General features: G+C 68.8%; 4 protein-coding genes. 3 read left to right on the top strand and 1 reads right to left on the bottom strand.

Annotated elements, in window-relative coordinates; all coding sequences use genetic code 11:
• The 3 genes from SY1_RS01645 to amrB form a co-directional block, all read left to right on the top strand.
• The coding region (locus SY1_RS01645) for a DUF3160 domain-containing protein (protein WP_208872558.1) at positions 1 to 712 on the top strand (712 nt) is incomplete at its 5' end.
• A gap of 157 nt (positions 713 to 869) precedes the next feature.
• Positions 870 to 3407, top strand: coding sequence for a DUF3160 domain-containing protein (locus tag SY1_RS01640; protein WP_208872557.1), 2538 nt, complete (start codon positions 870 to 872; stop codon positions 3405 to 3407).
• A gap of 13 nt (positions 3408 to 3420) precedes the next feature.
• Positions 3421 to 4194: an AmmeMemoRadiSam system protein B gene (gene amrB / locus SY1_RS01635; protein ID WP_208872556.1), complete on the top strand. Its 774-nt coding sequence runs from the start codon at positions 3421 to 3423 to the stop codon at positions 4192 to 4194.
• Here the strand turns inward: amrB and SY1_RS01630 are convergent.
• A partial coding sequence (locus SY1_RS01630; protein ID WP_208872555.1) for a triphosphoribosyl-dephospho-CoA synthase occupies positions 4172 to 4537 on the bottom strand: 366 nt, incomplete at its 5' end. The genes amrB and SY1_RS01630 overlap by 23 nt on opposite strands.

The following is a 4537-nucleotide window of genomic DNA, read 5'->3' as shown; positions in this document are numbered from 1 at the left end:
ACCCGCTCCGACGGGGAAGGGCCCGGCCCAGTACTTCGCGACGCAGCCGGCCTGGGGCTACAAGAGGCTCGTCACGGCGGAGGCCGCGCTGGCGGAGCTGGGGAGCGCGGCCGAGGCGCCCGCAGGCGGGGGCGTTTCCACAGGACGCGACCCCGAAGGGACCTGGCGTCCGGGCCCCTTCGCCCCGCCCCTCCCCAGGGGGTACGTCGAGCCCGCGCCGGCCCTCTACAGCGCCCTGGCGGAGGCTGCGGACCGGCTGGCGGCCTTCGTGACCCCCCTTCTGGGAGGCAATCCGGACCCTGGCGTCCGGGGCCTGACGGACTTCGCCAGCGAGATGCGCCACCTTGCCGGCATCGCGCAGCGCGCCATTGATGACGCCATGACCTACGACGACTTCTACCGCATCCAGCACCTTCGCCTGCCCGAGGCAGGGGCCCCCGCGGTCGTCCTGGCGGAGGCCGCCGCGTCTCCTGCAGCCGGACAGGCCCTCTACGTCGGCACGGGCGCGCCGCGCAGGCTCCTCGTCTACGTCAACGACCGATCGGGGGGAAGCCGCGTCACGGAGGGGCGTACGCTCTCCTTCTACACCTTCACGCGCCCCCTGGGAGCCGGGATGGCCGAGGGAAAGTGGCAGACCCTGGTTCGGGACGGCGGACGGCAGGATAAGCTGAAGCAGTGCCTCCCCTACTGGGCGGGCCGGCTGTACGAATGACCGCCTTAAAGCGGTGAAATTGACGGCGGCGGAACGGGCTGCCTCAGGTTATAATCGGAGCCGGGCCGGAGGGTTCCGGCCACATTCGACCATTTGTATTTTTGGAGGGATGTACGAGATGAAAGGAAAATGGCTAAGACGTTCGGCAATTTGCCCCTTGTTTGCGCTGCTCCTGGCGGCGCTCTTGACGGGCGCCGCCGAGGCCACTCAGCGCTGGGTGGTCACAAGCCCCGTAGCTCCGGTCTTCGAGGATCTGAAGGACGTAAAGGCCGCCTCCAACGGCCGATGGGAGGCCTACCAGCCGAAGGAAGAGGAGAACACCTTCTGCATCGCCTACGGCGACACCCTTGAGGCGGAGCCCTCGAAGCAGGAGGGCTGGCTCTCCATCAAAGCCGGACCCGACGGGACAGAGCTGCTGGGCTTCGTAGAGCAAAAGCTCCTGGTCCCCATGCCGGAGCACGAGGGCTTCGCCCCGCGTCCCTGGCAGGTCCTGAAGGACGGCGCCATGCCGTACCTCCTGCCGGGGAGCCTGCCCCTCTCGGACTATTCGAAGTTCACGCTTCCCCGGGGCGCCGTGGTGACGGCACTGGGCCAGAAGCAGGGGGAGGACGGCGCCCTGTGGGTCCTCTGCACCTTCTACACGAACTACGATGAGGGGCCCGATCGCGAGGCCCTCTCAGCGCTCCAGGAGAAGGCGGGGTCCTATGGCCCGGCGTTTTCGGGGTCCGACAGCCGCCAGGCCTGGCTGCGCGCGGAGGACCTCAGGGACCTCTCCGCGTCGTCGCCCGACCTGACCCGCGTCGAGGAGGAGAACCTTCCGGCCTCCCTGGAGGAGGAGGCCCGAGCTGCACTCCTGAAGAACGGCTTCTACCTCGACCCCGCCCCCCAGTTCCGCGAGTTCCTCCAGGAGGACGACCTGGTGGACTGCTACGCAGAGATGAACGAGCTGACGGCCAAGTTCATCACGGCGGACCTGCCCATGCACGCCTTCCACCTCTACTTCGACCGCTCCCTTCAGAAGCTGGAGGAGAAGGCCCTGGCGCCCCGCGTCACGGGGCTGCTCAACGCCATGAGGGACGCCGCCGCGAAGCTGCCGAAGCAGCTCTCCGCCTCCGAGCCGGGACGGACGGCCGCAGCCAACGTCAAGGGCTTCATCGCCCTCGGCCTTTACCTGGCGTCGAATGGCAAGGGGGACGTGCCGGCGGAGGTTCGGGAGTTTGCGGAGGGCGCGATGCGCGGCTCCGGCATCCTGGAGGCCAACCCCTTCACGGAGCTGCCTCAGGACCTCTCCCTCTTCGGGCCCAGGGGCCACTACACGCTGAACGACGGGCTCAAGGCCTACTTCCGGGCCTCCTACCTCCTGGGCACCGCCTGGCCGCTGGACAGCGAGAACGGCGCGGCGGCGACGCTCATCCTGAACCACATTCTGAGCGCCCCGGAGGTTCAGAAGCGCTGGCGCGCGGTAGCCGACCCCATCTCCTACCTGGTGGGCAGCTCCAACGTCAACTCGTGGGACGACCTGTCCGCGGCCCTCAAGCCCTTCAAGCTGGAGGACCTCGCCAAGCCGGACCGCGTCAAGGCGCTCGTGGCGGCGCTCGATGCGGCGGGGAAGAAGAGCGTCATCCAGAAGCTCGATGGCAAGAAGTTCGCCGTCCTGCCCCGGCGCGTCACCTTCGACGCGATGGTCTTCGACGCGCTGACCTTCCCCGCTACGAGCACGCGCGAGGATATGAGGCCGCTCCCGGACCCGCTGGACGTCATGGCGGTGCTGGGCTCCCCGACCGCTCAGGCCGAGGTGAAGCCGAACGGGAAGTTCAAGGACTACGAGAAAAACCAGCGGGCCATGGCCGACCTCTGGGAGGCCTACTCGACCGGTAAGGACGGCGACAACGTCTACACGGACATTCTGAAGTTCGTTCGGGCGTACCTCGCAGAGGCGGGATCGAAGCAGTTCTTCGCCAACCGTCCGGCCTGGGGCTACAAGAAGCTCATCACGGCCGAGGCCGCGATGACGGAGCTGAAGCACGACACGATCCTCTACGCGGAGCAGAGCGGCGCGGAGATGGGGGACGGAGGCGGGGACCTCTGGATTCCCGGCCCCTTCAAGCTGCCCATCCCCCGCAGCTACGTTGAGCCCGTTCCGGCGCTCTACAGCGCCCTGGCAGAGGCCGCGGACCGCCTTGTGGAAACCCTGACGAAGCTCCTGCCCAAGGAGAACGAGAAATGGCGGGAGTACTACGCGGCGAACCTGATGTCCTTCGCCAAGGACATGCGTGGGCTGACGGCGATCGCCGAACGCGCCCTGGACGACTCCATGACCTGGGAGGACTTCGAGCAGCTGCTGAGCTTCAGGCTGGCCTCCGTCCTGCCCGAGGACATCGGTGAGATCGTGGGCGAGGAGGCGCAGCGACAGCTTCGCATGGCCCTCGTGGCGGACGTCGCCACCTCCGTGCCGACGGGCGAGGTCCTCTTCATGGGCACGGGAACGCCCAGGAAGCTCCGCGTCTACGTCAACGACAAGTCGGGCGGATTCCGCGTCACGGAGGGTTACATGTTCTCCTACTACACCTTCACGACCCCGATGGGGGAAAAGCGGATGGACGACGATGAGTGGAAGGCCCTCGTCTACGACGAGAAGCGCCAGGACGAGCTGAAGATGGCCCTTCCCTACTGGCAGAACAAGGTCAATGACTAGCTTATCGAATCGATTGAGACGGATTGCGGCGGCCCTGGCGGCCGCCGCCTGTCTTGTCTCCGCGGCGGAGGCCGCTCCCCGCGTCGTCGGGGCCCTGGCTCCGCACCACAGCGTGGCCGGAGCGATGATCGATCGCCTCTACAAGCGGCTGGCCTCGGAGGACGCGGCCCCGGCCCGCGTCGTGATCATCGGCCCGGACCACTTCGGCCGGGCCCGTGCGGGCGTCGTCATGGGCGCGCCGGACTGGAGGACCCCCGCAGGACTTCTCCTGCTGTCCGGCGACGCGGCGGCTGCGCGCGCTCTCTCCTGGGCCGTGCCCCGCCAGGACGACGCCGTGCAGCGGGACCACTGCGTCACGGAGCACATTCCGCACGTCCTGCGCTTTTTCCCCGGCGCGAAGGTGCTGTGCCTCCTGCTGAGGACCAGCGCCAGCGACATGGAGCTCCTGCGCGCGCACCGCGTGCTGGCGCGCCTGCTGCGCCAGGAGGGGGGCGTGGTGCTCCTGAGCATGGACCTGTCCCACTACAAGCCGCGGGCCACGTCCGACGCGGAGGACGAGCGGACCCTGGCGGTCCTGAGGGGCTTCCACACGGGAGAGATCGGCGGGCTGGACGTGGACTGCCGGCGCGGCGCGCGGCTCTTCCTCGCCTTGATGCAGACCCTCGGAAACGGGGAAGCCGTCCTGCTGGAGCGCAGCAACTCCGACGACTACGCCTCGCGCCCCTCACCGCGCACTACGGGCCACGCGACCTGCCTCTACCTCCCTACAGCCCCACCCGCTCCATAAAGAGGGCCAGGGCCAGGAGGTCCGCGGACCCTCCGGGGCTGAGGTTCTGTCGGATCATCACGCGGTCCATGCCCCGCATCGCCCAGGGGTGCATCCCTTGCGGCAGACAGAGGGCGGCCCGCGCCATTGCCCGGACCAGGAGGAGCCCCTTCCGCCCGCCGCGATACAGGAGGTTGGTGTCCGTGCAGCGCGCGAGGAGCCCCAGGAGCGCCGTCAGCGGCCCCTTCGCCTCCAGCACGGCCCGCGCCCGCCAAGCCGTCGGGAACCCGGCCAGGGCCTCTTCCACCGCCCCGCCTGCGCCGTAGCGGGCGCGCACCGACGCGCCGTGGGACCCCTCGCCTCC

It is taken from the genome of Fretibacterium fastidiosum (genome assembly GCF_000210715.1).
Classification (GTDB): Bacteria; Synergistota; Synergistia; order Synergistales; family Aminobacteriaceae; genus Fretibacterium; species Fretibacterium fastidiosum.
This window is presented reverse-complemented; position numbering and strand designations above follow the sequence as displayed.